Origin of the sequence: Flectobacillus roseus, from assembly GCF_030056595.1 — a bacterium.
Lineage (GTDB): Bacteria > Bacteroidota > Bacteroidia > Cytophagales > Spirosomataceae > Flectobacillus > Flectobacillus roseus.
Window position 1 is genome coordinate 428,309 of the sequence record NZ_JASHIF010000002.1, and the last position, 21,771, is coordinate 450,079.

The 21,771-nt window shown below is 32.2% G+C and carries 15 protein-coding genes, 2 tRNA genes and 1 CRISPR repeat array (1 of these 18 running past the window's edge); of the genes, 14 read left to right on the forward strand and 3 right to left on the reverse strand.

Features of this window, described 5'->3' with window-relative positions; genetic code table 11:
- Positions 1-265: 265 nt before the first annotated feature.
- The 4 genes from QM524_RS01945 to QM524_RS01960 all read left to right on the forward strand — a co-directional run bounded on the left by QM524_RS01945 (position 266) and on the right by QM524_RS01960 (position 4,448).
- A complete protein-coding gene (locus QM524_RS01945) occupies positions 266-859 on the forward strand; it encodes a hypothetical protein (RefSeq protein ID WP_283343236.1) in 594 nt (197 codons plus the stop codon).
- Positions 860-988: 129 nt separating this feature from the next.
- Positions 989-1,837: a hypothetical protein gene (locus QM524_RS01950; protein ID WP_283343237.1), complete on the forward strand. Its 849-nt coding sequence runs from the start codon at positions 989-991 to the stop codon at positions 1,835-1,837.
- Between the two features lie 482 nt (positions 1,838-2,319).
- Positions 2,320-3,456, forward strand: coding sequence for an amidohydrolase family protein (locus QM524_RS01955; RefSeq protein ID WP_283343238.1), 1,137 nt, complete (start codon positions 2,320-2,322; stop codon positions 3,454-3,456).
- A gap of 263 nt (positions 3,457-3,719) precedes the next feature.
- Positions 3,720-4,448, forward strand: coding sequence for a glycoside hydrolase family 25 protein (locus tag QM524_RS01960; protein WP_283343239.1), 729 nt, complete (start codon positions 3,720-3,722; stop codon positions 4,446-4,448).
- A 54-nt stretch (positions 4,449-4,502) separates the two neighbouring features.
- Here QM524_RS01960 and QM524_RS01965 read toward each other — a convergent pair whose 3' ends face one another.
- Positions 4,503-5,363, reverse strand: a complete 861-nt coding sequence (locus tag QM524_RS01965; RefSeq protein ID WP_283343240.1) for an IS5 family transposase — start codon at positions 5,361-5,363, stop codon at positions 4,503-4,505.
- Between the two features lie 226 nt (positions 5,364-5,589).
- On the opposite strand from QM524_RS01965, the gene QM524_RS01970 reads away from it, so the two are divergent.
- The 6 genes from QM524_RS01970 (at position 5,590) to QM524_RS01995 (ending at position 13,247) form a co-directional block, all read left to right on the forward strand.
- On the forward strand, positions 5,590-6,774 hold the full coding sequence (locus QM524_RS01970) for a metallophosphoesterase family protein (protein ID WP_283343241.1): 1,185 nt from the start codon (positions 5,590-5,592) through the stop codon (positions 6,772-6,774).
- Positions 6,764-8,632: an ORC-CDC6 family AAA ATPase gene (locus QM524_RS01975; protein WP_283343242.1), complete on the forward strand. Its 1,869-nt coding sequence runs from the start codon at positions 6,764-6,766 to the stop codon at positions 8,630-8,632. Before QM524_RS01970 ends, QM524_RS01975 begins: the two co-directional genes overlap by 11 nt.
- Complete coding sequence (locus QM524_RS01980; RefSeq protein WP_283343243.1) at positions 8,632-9,597, forward strand: hypothetical protein; 966 nt, start codon at positions 8,632-8,634, stop codon at positions 9,595-9,597. The genes QM524_RS01975 and QM524_RS01980 overlap by 1 nt, the downstream gene beginning before the upstream one ends.
- Before the next feature lie 474 nt (positions 9,598-10,071).
- Positions 10,072-10,998 carry a GIY-YIG nuclease family protein gene (locus QM524_RS01985; RefSeq protein ID WP_283343244.1) on the forward strand — a complete coding sequence of 309 codons (927 nt, stop codon included), beginning with the start codon at positions 10,072-10,074 and terminating at the stop codon, positions 10,996-10,998.
- A gap of 248 nt (positions 10,999-11,246) precedes the next feature.
- Positions 11,247-12,494: a GIY-YIG nuclease family protein gene (locus tag QM524_RS01990; RefSeq protein WP_283343245.1), complete on the forward strand. Its 1,248-nt coding sequence runs from the start codon at positions 11,247-11,249 to the stop codon at positions 12,492-12,494.
- Positions 12,495-12,632: 138 nt separating this feature from the next.
- A complete protein-coding gene (locus QM524_RS01995) occupies positions 12,633-13,247 on the forward strand; it encodes a MutH/Sau3AI family endonuclease (RefSeq protein ID WP_283343246.1) in 615 nt (204 codons plus the stop codon).
- Positions 13,248-13,381: 134 nt separating this feature from the next.
- On the opposite strand, the gene QM524_RS02000 is transcribed toward QM524_RS01995, so the two are convergent.
- A complete protein-coding gene (locus QM524_RS02000) occupies positions 13,382-14,560 on the reverse strand; it encodes a tyrosine-type recombinase/integrase (protein ID WP_283343247.1) in 1,179 nt (392 codons plus the stop codon).
- 289 nt (positions 14,561-14,849) lie between these two features.
- Positions 14,850-14,923: transfer RNA gene (locus QM524_RS02005), tRNA-Arg, on the reverse strand.
- Positions 14,924-15,450: 527 nt separating this feature from the next.
- Here QM524_RS02005 and QM524_RS02010 point away from each other — a divergent pair.
- The 4 genes from QM524_RS02010 (at position 15,451) to QM524_RS02025 (ending at position 19,267) form a co-directional block, all read left to right on the forward strand.
- On the forward strand, positions 15,451-17,067 hold the full coding sequence (locus QM524_RS02010) for an ABC-F family ATP-binding cassette domain-containing protein (RefSeq protein WP_166554108.1): 1,617 nt from the start codon (positions 15,451-15,453) through the stop codon (positions 17,065-17,067).
- 70 nt (positions 17,068-17,137) lie between these two features.
- On the forward strand, positions 17,138-17,590 hold the full coding sequence (locus QM524_RS02015) for a hypothetical protein (RefSeq protein WP_283343248.1): 453 nt from the start codon (positions 17,138-17,140) through the stop codon (positions 17,588-17,590).
- 141 nt (positions 17,591-17,731) lie between these two features.
- Positions 17,732-17,805 (forward strand) — tRNA-Arg (locus QM524_RS02020).
- A gap of 283 nt (positions 17,806-18,088) precedes the next feature.
- Positions 18,089-19,267, forward strand: coding sequence for a tyrosine-type recombinase/integrase (locus tag QM524_RS02025; protein ID WP_283343249.1), 1,179 nt, complete (start codon positions 18,089-18,091; stop codon positions 19,265-19,267).
- Between the two features lie 320 nt (positions 19,268-19,587).
- Positions 19,588-21,771: a CRISPR direct-repeat array (repeat unit 30 nt; unit sequence ATTTGAATCGAACCACAGAGGAATTGAAAC); it runs 759 nt beyond the window's last position.

A 21,771-nucleotide genomic window follows, 5' to 3' on the forward strand; every position in this document is an offset into this window, starting at 1 on the left:
AAAAAGCTTCATTTCTTATTATTCGGTAATAAGCCGCAATGAAATTTAAGTATATTGCATCTTCATTCATTTTTCAGTACTAATCGAATCGAGAAGATTAGCCGTTGATGCTTTTTGATATTTTAACTGGAAACTAACATATACTGTAAAACAATACAAAAAGAGCAATTATAATACTACTGTTTCAAATCTGTATCATACCAAACAATACAAAAAATACTACAAAAAAACTTATGTTTTCAATTGAGTCTAAGTAATTTACATTATGAACGAGCATACTTCTAAAGTAATTGTAGCAATATTGGACTTAATTGGCCGTCTTATATGGCCAGCGGTTGTTTTATTAGTGATTTTTAAATTTCGGAGATATATTGAGGCCTTACTAACTAGGCTCGGAAGCTTAAAAATTGCAGGTAGCGAATGGGTTTTTCAACCAACTACAGATAAAGAAGTCCGAACTCAAGTTGACAACACAAATGAAAAAATAAAACTTGGACCTGATGGGTTCTTTTCATCCGAAGGGATAAAAAGGTTTGTAACAATCTCCGGCCTTCTTGACAATGATGATGCAGTCAAGCAAGAATTACTAATTTTCCAAACACCAAAACAGAGAACTTGGTTAGTAGCTTCAAAAAAATATGTTTTTGTTTTATTAGATGATGAAAACACGCAAAAAATAAACTCTCTAATTCAAACTACATTTGAAAAATCAAATATACTCCCTCTTAAATTCAATTCTCAAGACAATGCAGGAACGGTAAAGTTTGATGCAGAAGATATTTGGTGGTATTATAGTTTTAATTTATTCCCTACCACAACAAGCTTAAAGAATGCAATAAAAAAATTAATTAAGGATTGAACAAATTACTTAAATCAAGTTTGGACACAAAAGCATTTTCTTCACTTAAATATAAGTTTTACGATTGTATCAAACTGTACACCAGCAATAGAAAATTATATACATGCAGGTTGTTAAAAATAATATTTTATGCAGAAATCTAGCTTCATATTTGAACGACTTAAAAAATTTGGTCTCAAGCACACAGCTGCTCTTCTAGCTTTTGAATTACTCGGAGTTTTCATCATGTATATTTCTAAACATGTAACAAACGAAGATCTAAAAGGTTTTGTGCATGAAGTGGGAATACTTTTTGCAACAATAGTTCCAATACTTTTTGTGTATGAATTTATACTAAGAGCTAGTTTTATCCTAGAAATGAAGGAAAATGTTTCGGCAGTTTTCGAAGAGGCAACAAAAATTATTGTTCCTGAAAGATATCACAACATTCGTACTTTAGGTATAAATGACACTTTCTACAAATTAAATCTTGATATGATAAACAGAGATATTATAAATTCTTTTGAATGTGAAATAAAATTTTTGAAAATATGGATACCTCTCATAGAAAAGTTTGAAGATTCAATAGTTAATGCAATTAATTTAAATAAGTGTAGCGTAAGGATAATATTATTGGACCCAGAAAATGGTGTTGATGTAATGAAGAAAAGATCCTTATGCCTAAAGTATTTTAACTTTGAACGTACTAGAGATGCAATTATTCAAAATAGAGAGGTACTACAATCCATATATAATCGTCTTGATATTGATAAAAAAGATAAACTCAAATTGAAATTTCATAATGATTTTGTTGCAATCTCATTAATAGGAATAGACTCCAAACTAATTCAAGGCTTTTATTTACATGATAAAATTGCCACTGAAGGTACTCATATTGTAGTTAGAGATAAAGCTTCGATGTTTCACAAGGATTTAAGTTATCATTTTGAAAAGCAATGGAATATGGCAAAAGAATATAAATTCGACTTATCTGAATAGCTAATGTGATTTTTTGACTGTAGTACTTACCATTACATGATTTACCTCTTAACAATTTCGATTTTGATATATTTAATTTTAATCAAATTCAAATATCTGATTATTCGTTCATATTATAGCAATGATGGACTAAACCATCAGTTGGGACAGGTGTTATTTTTTTGCTACTTTAGATAAATTTATGTCTTTAGATACCCTTCTATTAATTTCATATCGTACCTTATAGCAATATTTATAACCGCACAGTTTTAAAACTAAATTCAAATATATATGGTGATATTGAGCTCATATTTATGATGAATGCTATGTGTTGAAAATTCTAAAGGAATATTTGGGAATCATTTTGTTAATATAAATTAGATTAAAACCTAGGTATTTAAGTGATACTTGCCGTGGGATTACATTATTAGTTTAGAATATATAGTCTATTTCAAGAAAATAAATTGTGTTTTTAACTTATAGGTATAAAATCAAGTCTAGTTATGAATAGAAAAGATATAAAGGATATATTCTATTTTTCCAAAACACCTTACGCTGAATTACACTTGCATTTTGGTGGGGCAATTAGCCCAAGGATGATATGGCACAAGGTTACCATTGATGATTGCTCGGATGAACTTATCAGTCAATTTGGCGATTTTTATTCATTTCAACATTTTTTTGATGAAAAGAGAGACAGTTTGGATGAGTATTTGAAGATGCACAAACTTGTCGAGCCTCTTCAAACGTTAGATAGACTTGAATATTTTATAAATAGATTGATGAGAGGGGCTTATGAGTTTGAAAATCTATCGTATATTGAGATAAGGCATTGTCCATATAGTCGAACTAACAAATTAAAGGATGAAAAAGAAAGAATTGCTGAAATGCGAATCATTGTTCTAAAAATTGATGAATATATAAAGAAGTATAGTGGTTCAGAAAATGGGAAATACCCAATAATTATACGCCAAATATTGTGTATGCACTCACAATTCCCTACTTACACAGCGAATGTAAACAGTGCGATATTAGATTTAGCCATTGAAATGCACGAATTGGGGATTGTTCATGGTATTGACATTGCAGGAGGAGAGAAAAACTACACAATTCGTTACGATGAAATTGTAAATAATTTTAAACGAGCTAAAGAACAAAAACTTCAAACTACTGCTCATATTTTTGAGACTGAAGATACTCCAGATAGAATGTTGGAGCTTATTCAATATTTGGATAGGATAGGACATGGTATTCAAATTCCATTGAAGTATCCTTCTTATCTCCCTTATCTAAAAAAACGTAAAATTTGCCTTGAAATTTGTCCCACAACCTATTTTAAGTGTGGTACTTTTACAGACTATAATAATGAAAATTTTAAAAGAATATTTCGAACCTGTGAAGAAGAAGATGTTGATATTGTAATAGGAACTGATAACAGTGGTATGCATAATGTGCGTTTACAAACAGAATTTGAAAATTTGTTATTGCACGAAGTAATTAAATACGAGGAGTTAAATAAATATAGACAAAATGCATTTGAACATGCATTTGGCTTAACAAAAGTAGAAAAACAAATTTTTAAAGATGATGTTAATATATCTATCGATAATGGGAAATACATTCTCGAAATTAAAATATAAAACATATAAATGGAATATTACAAAGCAAACTTTGTAATTTATGTTACAGTTTTTAGGTCAAATAAATCAATAAAATTTTAAAACTACATTTGAATTTTTAAAGTTATATTAATTTCCATTTCAGGCAAATAGAATGCCTTTAAATACGAAAAATGTATTCTTTGTTGCCAGAATATTTATCGTATTAGCTCTGTTAATATTACTTTATATCATAAAATTTTCCGCATGGTACAATAGCTCAATTTTTATCCTCTTCTGTAACTATGAAAAATATATTTATCTTCTTAACATTATTATTTGGAATTCAATCGAATGAAAAATCTGACTTTTATTCTAAACCATGGGATAAAAAAAAATATCCTATCGCAATTGATGCTTATGAAAAAAATGCAATTAATATGAGCAAACTGGTTACTGATGAAAGAACTATTGCGATATTTCATAGAGCTTCGATTGGTTTTAGAATCGATAATAAGTATGCTTCCAGAAAAAAAGAAGCTAAACTAAAAAAAATTTTTTTTGCATCCTACCATCTCGGTACTAATGCTGATCCTATAAAGCAAGCTGACTTCTACCTAGAACAAATAAGTGCAAATTTCAACGACCCCATGGCTTTAGATATTGAGGATATAGGTGGAAATAATATTTCTCTTAAGGATGCAGAGAAATTCATTGAGAGAATCTATGAAAAAACAAATCGATATCCATTTGTTTATGTTAATAACAAAGTATACACAGAAATCAACAATAAATATAACCTAAACAGTATTTTTGCTCGTTGTCCTTTGTGGTATGCAAGATTTAAAAATAGTATAAAAGATATTCCATTCAATGTATGGCCAAATGTAACCTTGTGGCAATTTAGCTGTGAGCTAAATTGTAAAAAAACTGGAGAATGCTTATACAACGTCCCCGGAACTGAGTTCGATATGGATGTAAATGTATTTAACGGAACTCCTAATGAATTTCAACTTTTTTGGCAGAAGCATTAAAAATTATATACTTTGGTGGAAGGGATAAAATTTTAAGTTTAATAGAGAAGCTGTTTAAACTTTCTGTTTTTTATTGATTTTGCGTAAGAAAATAACTGAGAATGCGATAAAATGCAATGCCATCCAATTTCTGACTGAGAATTCAAACCTTACTAATAATGCTTTGAAGCTGTCAATCCAAGCGTTTGCGTGTTCAATTACCGTTCTGTCTTCGTACAATAAATCATCGAAAATAGTTGCTCCAATTGAGGATAATTCATTTGCTTTATTTACTGAGTTGCGAGGATTGGGCTTAACATTTGGAATAATATTTTCTTTTGCGCAAGCCTCCCGAAATAGAGAGGAATCAAAGCCAGAGTCAGCGTTTAGAAACACCCCATCTAAGTTGATATCAGCCTCTTTTAGTATGGTACAAATTTCGTTAAACAGTGTTTGTATCTCAAACAAGTCATGATGTCGCCCTTCTTGTGGGGTGGACATTGCCAATATAACACCCTGATTGTCAGATATAAACAAGGCATTTGTCGTCTTGCAAGCCTTGCGACCTTGATAACCCACAGCATCTCCCCCATTTTTAGCGGGAGTATGACCGGGCGGCGAACCGCTACCATCAAATTCAACGCTTGACAAGTCTAAATACTTACTATTTTCTTTTAAAATATTTACCCAAATTTTAATCCAACAACCAATTTTAGACCATTTGTTGTAATGATAAAATACAGTATTCCAGCTCAAAATAGTATCACTAAAAAATTGCTTTGTAGGTATTTCTCGCCATTGACAACCAGTTTTCAAACGGTATAAAATAGCTTCAATTATCTCATGAATCGGGACTCTAGGGGCAAACCCTCTACTTCCAACCGTTAAATGTGGGATAATCCACCTATCTATTGTATTTTTACTAAGTATTCCCATTGCGTGATATTTTATGATTTAGCACCACAAAATTCTCACTTATTTGGGAATACTTTTCAAAAGTTTAAACAGCTTCAGAATTATCTCAACCTAAAAAAATGAGCTAAACTTTAATTGAGTATTTATATTTATAAAAAAATATTTCGACATCCTATAATATAACGATAGAAGCTAAATCTCAGGCAATAACAATTTTAATCATTTTTGAATTTAAAAGCCGAATTAAATGAAACTCAGGATTGCAATTTTTAGTGATTTCCATTGTCATAACAAAAATAACAACAACAATACTCAGGAATCATATTTACTTACAGATGTAACTATCGATACCTTTCAAGATCCATTTAAATCTTTTGAAATACTAATAAAAAATGATAGCACAATTTCAGCAGATTTATTAGTGCTTCCAGGGGATTTTACAAATAAATGTGATTTGGAAGGGTTGCAAATGGGTTGGGACATAGCTAAACAAATAGGAAAATTGTTAAATGTAGAGAAAATTATTCCAAATATTGGGAATCATGATGTTGATTCGAGGAAAATACGAAACTCTGACCCATTTAATGATATAAAAAATTTCTCACTTGACTTCCCTTTTAATGATGTAGAGTTAAATAGTTTTTTTTGGGAGAACGGATATATTATAATAGAGGATGAAAATTATCGAATATTAAACATTAATACAGTTCATAGTCATACAACGAAAGAAATGGCTAATAAGGGTCTCATCCATCAGGATGCCATTAATAATATTGAGGAAAGACTGAATAAAAGTTTAAGTAATAAAGTTAATATAGCAGTCTGTCATCACAATCCAATAGAACACTCCCACTATAACACAGGAAGTACGGATTTCTTGAATAATGGTGATGAACTCATTAAAATATTAGACAGAATGAATTTTGATTTAATTATACATGGGCACAAACATGATCCAAGAATTAGGTACTCCCCGGGTGGTATTAACTCTCCTATTGTTTTTTCATCAGGGAGTTTTTCTGCATTTAAAAATTTACTTTTACAAGGTGCTAATAATACCTTTCACATAATTACCTTTGAATGTAATGAAGATCAAATAGGTAAGGGTATAATCGATACATGGTTTTTTGTCCCAACAAAAGGTTGGAAGCAAAACATAAAAAACATATATTTTGAGCCAAGAATTGGATTTGGTGTTAAGGTTGATATTAGAGCTCTCTCCAGTAAGATTCATCAATGGTTTGACCAACAAAAAGATAATATTGTAAGCTTGGATGATTTAATTGAAACCTTTCAGGATATTAAGTTTATGATTCCCTCAGATGTAGATAAACTAAAAAATGAACTCAAGAATAAAAATATATTTGTTAGTCCAGTAACACTTGATGAACCTACTTTTGTTCAATATAAAAAGGTTAGCAATGGGAAATAAGATATCGGTTTTTGATAATTTCAATGCCAAATACAGTACTCATGAAGAAGTGGCAGAGACGTTCGTTTCGAGTGATGAGTTTTTTCAGATCGCCAAAAATAATCATACTTTTGTGCTCGGCCCAAGAGGTTGTGGAAAAACTACAATGTTCAAGATGCTAACAACCTCAGCTCTTAATAATTGGCGTCCAAAAACAATAAGAGATGATGAATTAAAAAAAAATATTCCATTTATAGCAATTTATATACCGTCTGATGAGCTATGGAAAGATCAATTAAAAAGTGTATTGAGCTCTTTCCAAAATGATAAATCTTTGGTTAAAGTTATTTCTAATGCCCTGATAAGTAATAATATCTTTATTAACTTCTGTGAAAGTATAAAAAATCACTTAAATTACCTTGAGACAGATAATAAACAATATAAGGAGAGGATGTTTTGTGAAAAACTACTAGAAATATGGGGCATAAGTAATTGTACATTTTCTCTTCCTTCTATCAAGTTAGCACTCAGTGAAATGAGAAGTTCATTAATTGGAAAGTTAACAAAGTATGCCTTTGACAAAAAATATAATAAGAGCTATAAAATTGAATTGGAAGATCACTTTTTTTTAGATTTTCTCAATGCACTAAAAAGTGGGATTATTGCCTATGAAAATATTTTTAACGATGGTCATGAGTTAAAATGGGCTTTGTGTTTTGATGAACTTGAATTAATATCAGAAGATTTCTTTGAAAATTTAAAAAGTCGATTAAGAGTAGCTCCTTCAAATATCGTTTTTAAATTAAGTGCAAGTCCTCTCTCTGAATTTGATGGTATAGAAGCTCAACGTTCTCATGATTACGAAGTTGTCAAAATGTGGCCATCTTCATACACTGAAGAAAAACGTTTTTCTCAATTTTGTGAACAAATTGCAATCCAACGCATAATTTCATATAGAGACAAAAATCAAGTAAAAAAGTATGTTGATGTTGACTTTTCAAAAATTTTCGGTTTTTTGGACTACTCTAGATATGCACTTAAAGACTTCGATTTTAAAATAAATGTAAGCGCTAAAGAGAATGAAGCAGAATCCTTATCTTGGTTTGTTTTTAAAGAATTAGCCCAATTTGATAAAGACCTTCGAGAACTTCTGATAAAAAAAGGGATAGACCCTGAAAATCCAGTTCCAAATAACAAAAATGAATCAGATACCTTTTTTAGAAAAACAAAGGAAATTGTCATTAATAGATTAATATTTAGTAAATTTCAAAATCAGGCTTTTTACTCTAAAAGATCAAGAAAAGAATACCCTATTTATTATGGTAAAGAAACAATCTTCAAACTTTGTGAAGGAAATCCAAGATTTATTATAAATATCATAAACGATATTTTTATAAAAACGGAACGTTACAAAGATATTGACGATTTTGTATTTTCTCCAGAAGAACAAGTGCAGGTTGTCAGAAACGTTTCTGCTAGATTTTATGCTATGTTAAAAACATATCCAACTTCAGTTTTATACAATAGAAAACCATTTGATTTAGATAAGTTAATAAAAGTGATTGGGGATTATTTCGAGGAGCAAGTGAACCAAAGTCCATTATCCATGCACCCTAAAACCTCTTTTTTCTTTGACCCAAAAAATACTCCTTTAGAAATACGAAGACTTGTAAATATTGGGGTGAGTCTAGGTGCATTTATAAAAATAGATAAGAATTCAGAAGATACAAGTCTTGATAAAAGTGTAAGGTATAGGCTTTCGTACTTGCTTCACCCTCACTTTAAACTACCACTTAGGTTATTTGGAACAATTAAATTAAATAATATCATAGGTGACCAATCAAAAGTAATTAATAGTCAACTAAGAATTGATTCATAATGAAAATAAATTATGTAAAACAAATAGAGTTTGAAGAATTAGCCCATACTGATTTTGATTTTATTGTATGCGCCTCTGGATTCGAAGAAAGGTCAACATATTCATCTAAAATTTTAGATAGAATGAAGGTGTTTACATCCTATAAGATTTGCTTTTCATTTAAGGGAAGAAAACTACATTCAAAGATTGAAAATGACGAGTATTTTCGGAAAAATAAATTTTCATTTATCTCTGTTGAAAGCAATGATATTGACTACTATGTAGATAAGTTTCTGGTAAATATTTCTCAAAGACAGAAAGAGAAAAATAAAGAAAGAATTAGCATATTCATCGATTACTCATGCATGATAACAATTATTTATGCGGGCTTACTAAAATGTTTAAATCGACTTGATATAATAAATACAGTCGATGTTTATTTTTCTTATTCTCACGCAAAATTAACAGAGTCTAAGGTAAATAACCCTCTCTCTTTTAATCACCCTATTCCATTATTTGATCATATTCAATCTACTAATAAAAAAGTGGCTTTGTTATTAGGTATGGGTTACGAAGAAAACAAAGCTTTAGGATTACATGAGTATTTTCAAAGTACCTCTGAAGATATTTACTTATTTATTATCAGAAATAATGGATTCTATGAAAAAGTGTTGACTAGTAATCAACACCTAATAAATATGGTTAATAAAAGTAACATTATTTATTATGAACTTGAAAATTTGAACCCTCTAATAAACACCTTAGATTCAATGGTGAATTTTCTAATATATCAAGATTATCGGGTTGTTTTGGCGCCTATAGGCCCAAAGATATTTAACTTGATAGCACTAATTGTTAACATGTATCATAGAGAGGTTACAACTTACAGATTGAGTGATGGTAATAATGGAAATCCAATTAACAAAATTGCGGATGAGACCAAAATGCCAACTATAGTTCATTTAAATATGATTAATCATAAATAAATGTTAGTACTGTTCATTTATGATTTTGCTAGGAGTAACCCTTAAATTATTGAATCCTGTTGCGATATCCATTCCCTTAATTAGGATTTGACAGTGTCTCAGGTATATTTTCTCATTGACTACTCTAAATGGTTTTACCTCTTCTAAAGCTTGAGCTAGTTTTACCTTTATTTGTTAAGATGTTATGCAATGTACCTTTCATAATTGGCGTTAGCGTCAATGTAAAATAGAATCTAGTGAACTCAAGGAGGTCAAACAACTTATATTAGAGAATGCAAAATACCATTATGTTGATAGATGAACCTGCATTTTAGTTAGATATTGCTTAGCTTGTCTTTGAAAAAGTTTCAAGGACATTAATTAAAGTAGGCTGTATAATCAAAACTAGTCGAAGAAGCTTAATCTCACAATAGGTATATAGTGATTAAGTTTTAATGATCCATTATCTCAATCAAATTACCATATTAAAATATCATGAGTTTATTTGGAGAAAGCATAAGAATATATTTATCTGATGGAACGGTAACAGGTATCAAGTTTGGAGAAATAGTTAACAAAACTATTCAATCCATTTCTTGCCCAAGACTTCGAACCTCTGAGTTGAACAATTATCCAGAATCCAAAAAGCCGGGAGTTTACTTTCTTTTTGGACAAGATGAAGAAACAGGTGATACAATGGTTTATATCGGCGAAGCAGAAAATGTTTTCAACAGATTGCAAGACCATATTGCAAAAAAGGATTTCTGGAATGAGTTGGTGATTTTTATCAGTAAGGATGAAAACCTAACAAAAGGGCATATAAGATATTTAGAAAGTCGTTTGGTGGAAATTGCAAATTCTACAGGTCGTTACAAAATAGAAAATGGCACTCAACCTCAACTGTCTCCATTGCCACGTCCTGACATTGGAGCAATGGAAGAGTTCTTGAATTATATAAAACTTCTTATAGGTGTATTAGGACATAAATTTCTAGAGGATATCACCACTATATCAAAGAAAAATTTCATTGAAAATGTGCAGCTAGAGAGAGTAACATATGATAATCAAGTATTGTTAAAGACAAGCTCCCTAGAATTGTTCCTGAATATTAACAATATTAGAGCAAAAGCCATGCAGATAGACGAAGGAATTGTGGTACTAAAAGGCTCACAGGCAATCAAAGACCTTAAACCAAGTATGCCTAACGGATATAAGGAACTTAGAGAAAAATTAATAAACAATGGAACTTTAGTTTTAGAAGTTGATAAATATATTTTTAAAAAGAATGCCATTTTTGACACTGCCTCACCAGCTGCATCTGTAATAGTTGGATCAAGTATTTCGGGACCTCAAAATTGGAGAAATAGCGAAGGCAAGACATTAAAGACTCTAGAACAAGAACGATTACAGTCCCAAGATTAATCTACTTAAGTTTATAATATTAGACTTTATCACGGTTTGTAACAAGCAGGTTTAATTAATGATAATGCTTACAGACAACTCAGTCTATTTTGATAAGTAAAAACCGAAAATTAGCGAAATTTAAGGCATTTATATATCCTTAGAAAATTAATCCAGATTACGCTCTTATCTTATAATAAATAGACCGTGATAAAGTCTATTAATAGAATCCTAAATATATTTTGAGTTATGATAAGTATAAAGTTCCAATGAGAAAAAGTACAAATTTCAAAACTGGTGTATATTTAATTTATGCTCCAAATCAAAATAAAATTAAGATTGGTAGAAGTGTTAATATTGAGAACCGATATAAACATTTAAGTACTGGATTTATGGATGAAGGTTCATTATTGATTGGGATTTTAACAAAATCTGAAATTGAATTGGAAAATACTTTACACCAAAAATTTTCACACTTGAGAGCTAATGGTGAATGGTTTTATCTTACTAAAGAGTTGGACGATTTTATTTTGAACTGTAACTTAGAATATCCAAATGTAATTATTTATGAAGATTTGAAGGTAATTCAAACCAAGTTATCTTATCAAAGCTTAGGTGTCTTTAACCTCATAAGGAAAATTAAATATTTGCATAATAAATATTTAATTCCATCTATCGTTGGTTTTATTGGTTTTATTATTGCTTGGTATGGGTACAAATATGAGACAATTCGTCCGAATACTACTCATTTCCATCAAATTCTTGTATACTCTAATCTTATTTTATTTCCATTCATTACAATTTTAATATCTAGGCTTATCATCACCTACTTTTCAATAAGAAAAGTTGTTGGTTTCTTTAGTTTGCTAATTATAGCTCTTTTTTTAGAAATTATAAATCGTTTTTTGCATGTCGAGCATAATTTTTTAAAAATGTTTAGAGTGGTTATCGTCTCTATTTATTTAAGTTGGGTAACCCAGATTTTAGTTTGGATATATTATAAAAAGAAGGAAGAAAAAGATGAAAATTTGTTAAGGCATAAGGCTAAGATTGTCTTTAAACATGATATATCGCTAGCTATCAAGTACAGGGATGAGATTGTAATTAAAATAAAAAAAATTAATAAAGTAAAAAAATATTTAATTTTAAGCTCAACCTGTATGCATTATGTGTATTTAAATATATACTTTACTTTCTTGGCAGAATGTAGTTTTAATGTTCGAATATTCATTGTTATATTCCTGAATATTTGCTTGACTGTTTTTTTATTTATTTTTCAAACTCAAAAAATATCAAAAAAAGAATTTTTATTAATTAGATATATCAAATTTATTATTGTTCCTAGCATACTTTTTATTGACTTAATTCTTTTTAAACATCATTTAAATGAAATTCACATACACTTTAATTTAATCTTGATTATTTATTTTTTTTCTGTAATGTTGGTCAGCTTTTTTACGGAGACCAAATTAAAAGAATATAGAATGCAATTGAGTGAAATAGATAAACATATTTAAAATAAAAGTTTATGTATTAGAATTTTTATATATTACAGAACAAATTTGATATTAAAAAATATAATTCCTCCCAGGTCATACTTTACATTTAGATTTGAAAAATCAACTATTGAGGAATTTTGTAGAAGCATTTTTAATATGGTAACAAGGATTGTAGCAATAAATAATCTTAGAAGATTCATTGGAACGGATTTATCAGAGATAGCACCCGATTATGGGATAAGTCCTTTCTCTAATGGCAAACAAAATAAGGGTTGGAAAGGCTTAACTCTTGAACGTTTGGCAGGTTTATCTAATAGTAATAAACAGGCTCCCAATGGGTTAGGATTTGAGCTTAAATCAACATCATTTCGTCTAGTAAATGATGTTTGGAAACCAAAAGAAACTTGTGCCATCACTATGATAAACCCAATGAGTTTGACTGGGACATCTTTTTTTGAAAGTCACTGTTGGGAGAAAATGAAATCATTGATTTTCTGTGCAGTTTCCTGGAATGGAAGCCAAAATTGCAGTTCTGTGCTCCTAGAAGTTCAATCATTTGATTTTTTGGAAGATAGCACTCTGTTAGCAGAAATTAAAGAAGATTATGATACAATTCGAAATAAGTGCATAACTAGTGGATTCAACTCTTTGACTGGAAAAGATGGTAAATGGATACAAGCAAGGACCAAGGGCTCAGGCCATGGTTCAACAAGCAGAGCCTTTTATGCTAGAAAGCAATTAATCGAAGAAATTATTAACCTTCATATTTGAACTTTTTTTGTTTGTATTTAGTAATATTCCCCTAATTCGATGATTTTCATAGGTTGAAAATTTTATAACCCAGAATTTTAGATTTAGGAATTAGGGGAAAAAGACAATTTTGGATACTAACAAATTTATTTAAGCTACTTCAAAAATTGCTTCTTGATAGTAGAATCTTTGACCCTAGCATATCTTGACAGCTGTCTACTATCTTTCCAACCAACCATAGCTTTAATAGTACTTTCGGGTAAGTCAAGTTCATTTATACTATGGTCAACAAAACTTTTTCGAGAGGTATGAAACGTTAGGTACTTATTTATATTTGCTTTCTTCGCAATTTCCTTAATGTATACATTCAATTTAGAATTTGACATTTTTGGAAGAGTCTTCACATCAGATCCGTATTTATTGAAAATTTCCATCGCCTTTTCGTTAAGAGGTACACTCTGTCTAGTTTCTGTTTTATCCCTCTCCAGTTTTATCCAGAGGGTATTATCAGAATCCATTTCAATGTCCTCATCACAAAGCGTGTCATAGTCCGTAAAGCTCAAAGAGGTTTCAGCACAAAAGCGATAGATGTCAAAAGTCTTTCTATGATTTTCATTTAAGTCCATTTTATCAATTTTGTCAAGCTCTTCCTGAGTAAGCGATACAGGATCTTTGGCTTTAGCCTTATCAACTCTGTATTCCTCAATTTTTCGCTCTTTGGTATAGCCTTTGGATACTGCATATTTCACCACTCCCTTTATAAGAAATAGATACTTTTCAATTGTACTATCTTCATATTTGGAAATTTTCAAATAGAATTTAAAATCCTCCAGAAACACATGATCTATTTCATCTATTCTAATTTGCTCTAAAGATTTTTTAATCAAGTAAGATTTAATAGTTTCGAATTTAGACTCTTTACTAGCAACTGATACTTGTTTGAGCTTTCCAGCTTTGACTAATTGATTTTGGTCATTAATAAACTCTTTGAAAACATCAACGAAGGTAAATACCTTCTTTACTTTTCTTTCTCTCCCGCTAGCCACTCTATGCCTAAGTAAGATTTCATCAGGCCTGATAGGTTCATTTGGTTTTTCAAAACTAATCTCAGTGTAGATTTGGGTAAAGCGTAATTCGTGATAATCCATAAGTTTTTGATTTTTGGCAGCCTCTTTGCCTTGGAAACACTGTTCTTTGGGATTCCATTGTTTGCGGTTTAATTTGATTTTAGTAGAAATTGGAACGGACTTTTCACCATCAACTTGAATTACGCAGGAGATTGAACCAACATCTTTGGTTTTACCTTCACGAAACCAGTAATAGAAAGATAACATGTTGATAGGGGTGTAACTTACATTTCTAGGTGGGTAGTTGTTTAATTTTTTGACATTTGGTAAAACTGTGTATTAAATAAGAAATTATAAAAGTTTAAACACAGGTCAAAAAGTATTCCAAAAACCACAAAATTGAAAATGTAAGTAAAAATGTTAGTAAAATTAAAAAAGTGCCTTGGTTGCAAGTAGAGGGGCTTTTTGAGGTATTTCAGAGGATTGCTGAAAATCTGTTATAAAACAAAAAAGCGAGCTAAATAGCTCGCTTGCAAGTCCTTAATTATGTAGGTTGTGGTCTCGTAGGGATTCGAACCCCAAACCTTCTCATCCGTAGTGAGATGCTCTATCCAGTTGAGCTACGAAACCATTGTGTCTGTTACAGTGTCTCTGTGTTTCTGTGATGCAAAATTAGACGATTGTTTTTAAAATCACAAACATTTCAGGAAAAAAAATCTAAAATTTTGAACAAAAAACATCATTTTTTCGGATAATAGAGGCTTTTTAGCTTCGTAACATATATAGTAATTATTTATTTTTCAGGAGCTTAATTGAACTGTAAAGATTCACTTACGATTGTAAAAAAAATACAAAAAAAGTTGTTCTTTAAGGGGCTAACAAATCGAATTTTACTAAAATTCGATTTTATTTCCGTCAAATTCTCTGTCATAACTGGTAAATTTTATCTACAACTCTTTTGTACTCTTGATTCCAACTACTTCTTTCGCTTTTTAATCAATTTTCGAATCAAAATCACTACATTTCCAAATCTCCCATCTTTTAAATCTAAGTTATCAGAATCATTTTGTAATTTTGTACTTTGTTAAGATAATAGAGGCGAATAATGCCCATTCTTTTGACTTTTAACTCATTTTATAATTCTCATATACTAAGGAATGCTTACCGTATCGAATGTATCACTCCGTTTTGGCAAACGGGTACTTTTTGAAGATGTTAATATTAAATTCACTGAAGGCAACTGTTATGGCTTAATTGGAGCCAACGGTGCTGGTAAGTCAACTTTCTTGAAAATTCTCTCTGGTGAATTGGACTCACAAACAGGGTCAGTTTCCATGAATCCTGGTGAGCGTATGTCTATTTTGAAGCAAAATCACTTCGAATATGAAGAGGTAACTGCGCTTCAAACTGTGATGATGGGAAACAAACGCCTGTACGATATCATGCTTGAGAAAGATGCTATCTATTTGAAAGAAGATTTTACGGAAGAAGATGGTAATCGTGCAGCTGATTTGGAAGCTGAGTTTGCAGAAATGAATGGTTGGGAAGCAGAATCTGACGCAGGAATGTTGTTAGGTGGCCTAGGTATCAAAGAAGACTTGCATTATGTTTTGTTGAAAGACTTAAGCGGATCTGATAAAGTGAAGGTTCTCTTAGCACAAGCGTTGTTTGGTGCACCTGATATTCTTTTGCTTGATGAACCTACCAACAACTTGGATATCGAGTCGATCATGTGGTTGGAAAACTTCTTGCAAAACTTTAAAAATACCGTAATCGTAGTATCTCACGACCGTCACTTCTTGGACAATGTATGTACTCATATTGCTGACCTTGACTATGGCAAGATTCAATTATATGGTGGTACTTATACTTTCTGGTACGAATCTTCTCAATTGGCCGCTCGTCAACGTGCTGACCAAAGTAAGAAAAATGATGAAAAACGTAAAGAATTAGAAGAGTTTATTCGTCGTTTCTCTGCCAACGTGGCTAAGTCTAAGCAGGCGACTGCTCGTCAAAAAATGTTGGATAAATTGAAAGTTGATGACATAAAACCGTCGTCTCGTCGTTATCCATTTATCAACTTCAAACCAGAGCGTGAAGCAGGAGATCAGTTATTGACTGTAGAAAACCTTTCGGCGAAGTCTGAAGACGGAACATATTTGTTCAAAGATCTTTCTTTCACGTTAAATAAAGGTGATAAAATGTCGGTGCTTTCGCGCGATTCATTGGCAATAACTGCACTTTTGGATATCCTAACTGGCGAACGTCAAGCGGATGGCGGTGAATTCAAATGGGGCGTGACTACGACTCAAGCTTATTTGCCAAACGATAACGCCAAATACTTTGCTGATGCAAGTTTAAATTTGGTTGACTGGTTGAGACAATATTCAACAGAAAAAGACGAAAGCTTTATTCGTGGTTTCTTAGGCCGTATGTTGTTTTCAGGAGATGAAGCCTTGAAAAAATGTACAGTCTTATCAGGAGGAGAGAAACAACGTTGTATGTTTAGTCGTATGATGTTGTCGGGTGCCAACGTTTTGTTGTTTGATGAGCCAACCAACCACCTTGACCTAGAATCAATTACTGCGTTAAACAATGGCTTAGTTGATTTTACAGGAACCATGCTGTTTACTTGTCATGACCACCAATTAACTCAAACGGTGGCTACTCGTATGTTAGAAATTGGTCCAAAAGGTTTCTTGGATAAGTTGATGACTTTTGACGATTATATTGCTGACGAAAAAGTGAAAGCTCAAAAAGAAACTATTTATTAATATCCCTCGACACGCCTGCTTTTGCAGGCGTGTTTTCTTTAATATATCATTCACAAAAATCTCCGCTCTCATGAAAAATCTATTTATTTGTCTCGCAGTGCTAACAACATTGTTTTCGTCTTGTAAAAGTAATGACAACCCAACTCCAACTAAGACTAAAACAGAATACATTTCTGCCAAAACTTGGATTATAGACAATCTTACAGTAAACGGCATTATCATGTTGTATCAAAAAGGTAACACTCAAAACTTGTATGATTTGTCGAAAGTAACATTCAACCTAAATAGCAATGGTACAGTAACAGGTACTGACAATAATGGAACTGCAATAACAGGCGGAACGTGGGCATTTAATTCAGACCAAAGTAAAGTCGTGTTGACGAACGTAACCATTCAAGGTGGACTTGCTCTTTCAAGTGAATTTACGTTAATACAATTGAACGATACAAACTTCGACATTCAAGGAAATGTTTCATATATGGGACAAACTGGTAATGCAGTTGTTAAAATGATTGCTAAATAACAAATTTTACTTCCTTGAAGATTAGCGACTTATGATTTATTTGAAAAAAAATCGCAAAAAATGCTTGTTTGATTTGGGATTTTAAAAACATTTTTCTAATTTTGCAGTCCCGAAACACAGCAACGCTGTCACAAAGGAAATGGTTTCGTAGCTCAACTGGATAGAGCATCTCACTACGGATGAGAAGGTTTGGGGTTCGAATCCCTACGAGACCACAACCTAGATTTTCAAGGACTTACAAGTGAGCTACTTAGCTCACTTTTTTGTTTTATATCAGATTTTCCGCAATCCTCTGAAATACCTCAAAAAGCCCCTCTACTTGCAACCAAGGCACTTTTTTAATTTTACTAACAATTTTACTAACACTTTTATTTTTGTGGCTTTGGAATACTTTTTGGTTTGTATCAAACTTTTATAATTTCTTCACATATAATAGTTTTTACAAATGTCAAAAACTCTGCAACACCACCTAGAAATGTTAGTTACACCCCTATCAACATGATGTCCTTCTATTATTGGTTTCGTGAAGGTAAAACCAAAGACCTTGGTACTATCTATTGCGAAATTCGAGTTGATGGTGAAAAGTCCGTTCCAATTTCTACTAAAATCAAGTTAAACCGCAAACAATGGAATCCCAAAGAACAGTGTTTTCAAGGCAAAGAGGCTGCAAAAAATCAAAAGCTCATGGACAACCATGAATTACGTTTTACCCAAATCTTCAATCAAATCGGTTTTGAAAAACCCAATGAACCAATCAGACCAGTCGAAATCTTAGAAAGGCACAGAGTCGCCAACGGATTAGTACGAAAAGGGAAAAGAGTACCATCCTTCATTGATGTATTCAAAGAGTTTATTAAAGACCAGTATTTGTTGGTCAAAGCCGAAAAACTCAAGAAGCAATCTGTAGTAAGTCGAGAGTCAAAATTTGAGACCATTCGAACTTATCTGGTACAAAAGCAACTGGAGCAAATAGATATTGATGAAATAGACCATGTTTTCATGGAGGATTTTAAATTCTACCTTAAAATTTCAAAGTACCAAGAAAGTACCATCGAAAAGTATTTATTCCTTATTAAAGGGATTGTAAAGTATGCCGTATCTAAAGGATACACCCAAGACCGAAAAATTGAAAGCTATAAGGTTGAGAAAGCCAAAGAGAAGGATCCTGTATCTCTTACTCAGGAAGAGATGGACAAAGTGGATGCCTTGGATTTGTCAGATAAGCATCGAAAGACCTTTGATATTTACCGTTTTTGTGCCGAAACTTCATTGAGCTTTATAGACTACAATACGCTCACAGAAGATGATATCGTCATTGACTCAGATGAAACCTTCTGGATAAAGTTAGGAAGGGACAAAACGGATACGAGACAGAGAGTACCGCTAAACGAAAAAGCCATGAGCATATTCAAACGTTACGGCTCTGATATTTACTCACTTCCGAAGCTCTCAAACACTAAGCTCAATAAATACATCAAAGAAATCGCCAAAAAGGCAAAGATAAATAAGTATCTAACCTTTCATACCTCAAGAAAGAGTTTTGTTGACCATAGTATCAATGAGCTTGATATACCAGAAAGCACAATTCAGGCAATGGTGGGTTGGAAAGATAGCAGACAGCTTTCAAGATATGCCAGAGTGAAAGATTCAACTATTAAGAAACAGTTTTTGAAGTAATTACTCATCTATGCCACTTGGGAAAATTTCACCAAGTGGCATTCATTTTTTATCAAAAAAATGAATTAAATTGTTATTTTTGTTGCGAACAATGACTACAATTTTTGAATTGAAACATTGTCAATTGTCGTCGATGTCTAAAAGTTCATTCTCATACTGTTTCGTAATTTATATCAGAAAGTATAAAACAGCATTTGCAGTAAAATTTGGCGGTCGTCGACCTCCTGTATAAATCATACTATTAACAGTCGACGACTTTATGACTCTATTTTACTTAAAAAAAGTGCTATTTGTGAAAGTTATCCCGTTTTTTTAAACGGATTTGAATCGAACCACAGAGGAATTGAAACATGTTTTTTGTTCGGTCTATCTCAAGCTGTGTTTCCATTTGAATCGAACCACAGAGGAATTGAAACAAGGTATTTCTGGAAACAGGCATACAAGACATAGACCTATTTGAATCGAACCACAGAGGAATTGAAACTGGACGTCTACGCCCTGGCATGGATGCGTGGGCGAAATTTGAATCGAACCACAGAGGAATTGAAACAAACCTTGTGATGCTGCGGATGATTTATAGTACTCTTCTGATTTGAATCGAACCACAGAGGAATTGAAACTTCAAAACTTCGTCTATTTCCTCGATTTCTTTCTATTTGAATCGAACCACAGAGGAATTGAAACAATGATCTTTCAAAAAACGAGCTTCAGCATATAAAATTTGAATCGAACCACAGAGGAATTGAAACAGCCAAGTCTGGCACATTGAGCGAAGAGGGTGCAAAATTTGAATCGAACCACAGAGGAATTGAAACACTAAAATATTGGCAAGGTTTCCCCAAATACCCTTCATTTGAATCGAACCACAGAGGAATTGAAACATTTCATTTTCACCTTCAAGAAAACCTAACCAGCTATTTGAATCGAACCACAGAGGAATTGAAACTCTCTTAAAATAGTAGAATCTGCATCTACTGATTTAATTTGAATCGAACCACAGAGGAATTGAAACGTAATCGCAATCGTGTTATGCCGTTTTTGGTTTGTTGATTTGAATCGAACCACAGAGGAATTGAAACTCACCAGTGGTGTATTGGTAGTCCCATTTATCCAAGATTTGAATCGAACCACAGAGGAATTGAAACAACCAAGTGTGCCGTTGCCCTAAAAACCGATTTGGGATTTGAATCGAACCACAGAGGAATTGAAACTTTTCTATGCAAAAGGTTTCTAAATCAGGGGTATATCATTTGAATCGAACCACAGAGGAATTGAAACTATATTGTATTAGGGTATAATTCAACAAAAGGAAATTTGAATCGAACCACAGAGGAATTGAAACGGGTCGTTAATTTTCATAACGCACATTAGCGTACCATTTGAATCGAACCACAGAGGAATTGAAACATGGAACACAAGACCATTCCATTGCTGTTGGTGTAGCAGATTTGAATCGAACCACAGAGGAATTGAAACTACTAGAGATATTGATACAATTAATCCAGCGGTTTGGCATTTGAATCGAACCACAGAGGAATTGAAACAATCAAGCCAAGCTGATGTAATTGTAATCGGGTTCGATTTGAATCGAACCACAGAGGAATTGAAACCTGCTCCGATGGTCGCTACAATGGCATACGAGCGCATTTGAATCGAACCACAGAGGAATTGAAACATGACAAGCCTAGTTTTTGCGCTCAGTATGTCATATTTGAATCGAACCACAGAGGAATTGAAACTAGCCTGACTTTATTTCAGTGTATTTGCCATCACATTTGAATCGAACCACAGAGGAATTGAAACAGGCCTGACAAAAAAATAATTGATGCCAGCGGTCAATTTGAATCGAACCACAGAGGAATTGAAACGCAGCATAATATTCCTGTCCTGCATATATAACTTCCTATTTGAATCGAACCACAGAGGAATTGAAACTTTGTGAAAAGCACAGGAGCAACTGGGCTTATGCAAGATTTGAATCGAACCACAGAGGAATTGAAACAAGCAATCCAAAAAAACTATGGAATGCTTTTGATTTATTTGAATCGAACCACAGAGGAATTGAAACTTGGTAGCCAATAGGAATCTAGCTCAAAAAATGAAGATTTGAATCGAACCACAGAGGAATTGAAACCCCCAGAACTCGAATTAAGAATTATTGACAACAAAGTATTTGAATCGAACCACAGAGGAATTGAAACAAAAGCTGGGAATTTGTTTTTGTGTTAGTATTAAATTTGAATCGAACCACACAGGAATTGAAACTTTTGAGTAGTGATTGATAATAGGTAGTTTTTAGCCCAAATTTGAATCGAACCACAGAGGAATTGAAACCAATTTGTAAGCCCTCGCCTTTTTGGTATTCTGCAAATTTGAATCGAACCACAGAGGAATTGAAACTTTTGATTTCGAGTTTAGAAAAAAAGCCTCACGCAATTTGAATCGAACCACAGAGGAATTGAAACTTAAGATAAACCCACGTACAACTAGTAGCCAATGCTGAT